Source organism: bacterium (assembly GCA_040757115.1).
Lineage (GTDB): Bacteria > UBA9089 > CG2-30-40-21 > CG2-30-40-21 > SBAY01 > JBFLXS01.
This window is the reverse complement of sequence record JBFLYA010000320.1, coordinates 1-3,668: the sequence shown is the minus strand read 5'-3', so window position 1 is coordinate 3,668 and position 3,668 is coordinate 1. Positions and strand designations below refer to the sequence as shown.

General features: G+C 33.8%; 3 protein-coding genes. 2 read left to right on the top strand and 1 reads right to left on the bottom strand.

Annotation, left to right across the window (positions count from 1 at the left end; genetic code table 11):
- Positions 1–479: 479 nt before the first annotated feature.
- Positions 480–791, bottom strand: coding sequence for a hypothetical protein (locus AB1422_17835; protein ID MEW6621164.1), 312 nt, complete (start codon positions 789–791; stop codon positions 480–482).
- 498 nt (positions 792–1,289) lie between these two features.
- Here AB1422_17835 and AB1422_17830 point away from each other — a divergent pair, with 498 nt between their 5' ends.
- The gene (locus tag AB1422_17830) at positions 1,290–2,384 is read left to right on the top strand and encodes an AMP-dependent synthetase (protein ID MEW6621163.1); all 1,095 of its coding nucleotides are present in this window, start codon (positions 1,290–1,292) and stop codon (positions 2,382–2,384) included.
- A gap of 1 nt (position 2,385) precedes the next feature.
- Positions 2,386–3,546, top strand: a complete 1,161-nt coding sequence (locus tag AB1422_17825) for a hypothetical protein (GenBank protein MEW6621162.1) — start codon at positions 2,386–2,388, stop codon at positions 3,544–3,546.
- Positions 3,547–3,668: the final 122 nt, after the last annotated feature.

Genomic DNA, 3,668 nt, shown 5'->3' with positions numbered 1-3,668 from the left:
TGATAAGTTCCTGGATATGCGTTGGTTGAAAGTCAGAGAGAAGATCACGAAAGACCTTTTCTGATGGGAAAGATGAGATTTGTTTAAGGTCAAGATAACCAGGGTCAAAGCGTAAAGTTTCCGTATGCTCAAAACGGAATAATCCCAGACAGCAACAATCAATCAGATGTTCTAATGTTTGAGGTGCAGAATAAAGGCTGTTAATGGGTTTAGAAAGCGTGAAGTTGTTTTTAATGCTACCTGTTAGATCAATAGCTTGTTTAAAGGTTTCTACGGTATGGAAGTTACCAAATTGGGTGACTGTATCATTAGGGTGTGGCTACTTTTGGACGACGGTTAAAACAGACTTCCTGTTCCTTTTTAAGGGATCTGTTTATAAAGAACATTACATTATAAGTCTATATCTTTGTGAGTGTTGTGAAAAACTTCGTAAAGTTTGTGGTTAAATAAGGATACCTACATTATTAAACACAAAGTTCTCAAAGGAGACACAAAGAACACAAAGATAACTGAAAATAGACTATCTCTGATAGAGATATTAAGGTGGCTACTTTATATCTATACCCGGAGGGAACTTTTTTATTACTCTTTTTTACATAACCATAGGAGATATAATAAATCTCCTGTCGTTTAAGAATAGCCACACCCGTATCATTATCGAATTCAACCTGGAGATTAACAGGTCTGAGTTTGCGAACCAATTTTCGTTTTCTTTTCTCCAAGGCGATAATTTCTGGCCGTCGCTCATGGCGAGGACGGGTATCTATTTGAGGGATTGAAGAAGTAATCATACTTGGTCTCCTTTTTATGTTAACTTTAGTAATATTAATTACTTACCTAAAGTATAGCATAGAAGGAGGCCAATGTCAATCATTTCTGTTAAAAAATCTACAGATTTTTTAACGGATTAACTACTGATATATCAAGGGGTTAACGCTATTCTGGTGAGCCTACTTGCCGATTGCAGGTTCAATTATAGCATATTTTGATGGGAGGAGGTAAAATTTTATAATTTTTAAGTCAATGGAAATAAATAAAGAAGATAATTTTATAGATATTAAAAAGTGGTAGCTTTCACAAAATTCAAAGGTTTGAAAAATTGCCCTCCACTCCTATTTAAAGTGGGCAAAAGTGAAGAAAAATGAGCAAACTATGATTTGTAAGTCTATGAAAATCAAGGGGTTATACAACAGGAGGGCAATAAGAAAAAAGCGTATTTGTAACTTCTTGTTAATCAAGGAGTTATGAATTTCGTGAAAGGCACGAATTTTTTAAGAAAGGAGGAAATAATGAGTTATTTAAGAAAAATCGATGAAAGGTATTTAAGAGAGATTTTAACTATTCATTATGACAAAGAAACTGGAGCAAAATATTGGCTCGAACACCAAAAGAATAAGGGTATTGATGTACTTAAAGAAGTTAAGACATTAGAGGACTTCAGAAACAAGTTATCCTTCCCCAATAGGAAAGAAATGGCTTTATATGAAAATGACCTCAGAGTTAAACCATTAGAAGATTTTATACCTCTTTCACAAAGAAAAAAACAGAAATGGATATGGGCATCCGAAACAGGCGGTACTACCGGTATTGCCAAGCGTGGCAACTGGGGAAGTGAATATTGGCAACAGATTCTGAATTTTTCAAATGAGTTTTTAGATATTCATGAGGTTCCTTATAAAAAGAATTGGCTTTTCATTGGACCAACTGGACCACATACTACAGGTAGGTTATTGATATCCTTTGCCGAAACCCGTGGCGGTATGATTTATTGTATTGATATGGATCCGAGAATTGTCAGAAAGTATATTCATGAAGGTAATGATGAGGCAGTTACACATTATATAAAGCATATATGGGAGCAGGTGCTGCCGATTATTAAATATCAGAACATAGGGGTGCTTTTCTGTACTGCCAGTTTATTGGAATTATTACCGCAATATATTGATATAGCATTGTTCGATAAAATAGAAGCTGTTTGTCACGCAGGATTAGCCATGTCTAGAGACACACATAAATACATCCGGGAAGTTATTTTCCAGGGACGTCCTGTAGTGGGTATATATGGAACGTCTGTTTCCGGCATATCATTTCAGAAACCATATGAAAAAGAAGATGAATATAAAGTAATCTACATCCCTTCTCAGCCGTATATTGTACTAGATGTTATTGATGAAAATGGCAAGATTGTTAATTATGGTAAACAGGGGGATGTTAGGTGTTTTCGTTTTACAACCGATTCATTAATACCAGGCTTTGTTGAAAGAGATAAAGCAATACGGATTAAACCATTTGGTAAAGTGGCAGATATTTATAACTGGGACTGGTTATGTGATATTCAAAGCCCCGAGGCGCTTTCAGGACAGAAAATAGAGGGAGTTTATTAAAATGTTTGAAGTACCTTTGCGGATTAACAATGAATTCATTTATTCATTAGAAAGAGAAAAAATTCATTCAGTAAATGATACTGTTATTGCTCAACTTTCCTTATTTCCTATAATACGTACTTCTGAATTAAAAAGAACTATTGATGATAAATTCTATGCAATGCAAAAGCTTTCTGTCCGGACAATATTGAATGATTTAAAGCAGGCTGCCCAAGTATTCAGGAAAATGAATTTTAACATAAATGGAATTCCAGTATCAAGACAAATATATATTGATCTTGTGTCAGAAAGTACAGGATTAAATAAAAGTATTGTAAGCATCGAAATTGAGGAAATTGCTTGTATGCTCGAGAATTTGGGAAAAATAATTGCTATTCAATTGCCAGGCAATTTAGAAGAATGCATAGATCATCATTATTACATTAAGAATGGCCAAAGAATCGGCTATTATCCTACAGGTAAGTCACTGATAATTAATTTACCCGGTAATATTCCGACGATTTGTTTTTATTGGCTAATTCCGTTTGCACAAAAACGACCGGTTTTTTTAATACCCGCAAAAGAGGATCCCTTTACCCATCTCTTTATTATAGAGGCAATAGCTAAAGTAAATCCCTTACTTGCTTCTTTTATTAGTTTCATACCATGCAAGGAGGTAGTTCAAAAAAATATTTTTAATATTTGTGATCAAATACTAATTTCAGAGTCTTATAAATCAATTATTAATAGATCTATTGATTTAATAGAAAAAACTTTTTTTATTCATTATGGCAGGTCAAAATTCTTATTTACAGAGCAAGCTAAAACTGAACATATTGCGATGCTCTACCGAAGAATGATATGGAATGCAGGCAGAACATGCACTGGGCTAACCTCGGTTGTAACAACCAATAATGGGGAGTGGTTAGCAAGAGAGATCTCATCTGAATTAATTAAGAATCATCACGATGCAGGCCAATTATCGAAATTATCATATAGCCAGGCTAAAAGAATCAATGATTATATTGAAACATATATTGAAAGAGGTGATGCTATTGATATTACTGAACAACTCAGGAATACTCCCCGGCTATTGCAAACTAGTACTGGTACCGTGCTGTATCCTACAGTACTATTTATTAAAAATAAAAAAAGTGATATTTTTGGTACAGAATTATTCTGATAATTCCTAAATTTACAGAACAGACTAAAGCATATAGAGTTAAAGATTAGGTCAAATGAAAATGCTCAACTATTGAGGAACAAGAGTATAACCATTTATAAATAAAGTAGTTGTAATTCTTT

What these genes read in the sequence shown, in the direction of transcription:
- AB1422_17835 (MEW6621164.1), bottom strand. Translation starts at nt 791, where the DNA reads ATGATTACTTCTTCAATCCCTCAAATAGATACCCGTCCTCGCCATGAG.
- AB1422_17830 (MEW6621163.1), top strand. Translation starts at nt 1,290, where the DNA reads ATGAGTTATTTAAGAAAAATCGATGAAAGGTATTTAAGAGAGATTTTA.
- AB1422_17825 (MEW6621162.1), top strand. Translation starts at nt 2,386, where the DNA reads ATGTTTGAAGTACCTTTGCGGATTAACAATGAATTCATTTATTCATTA.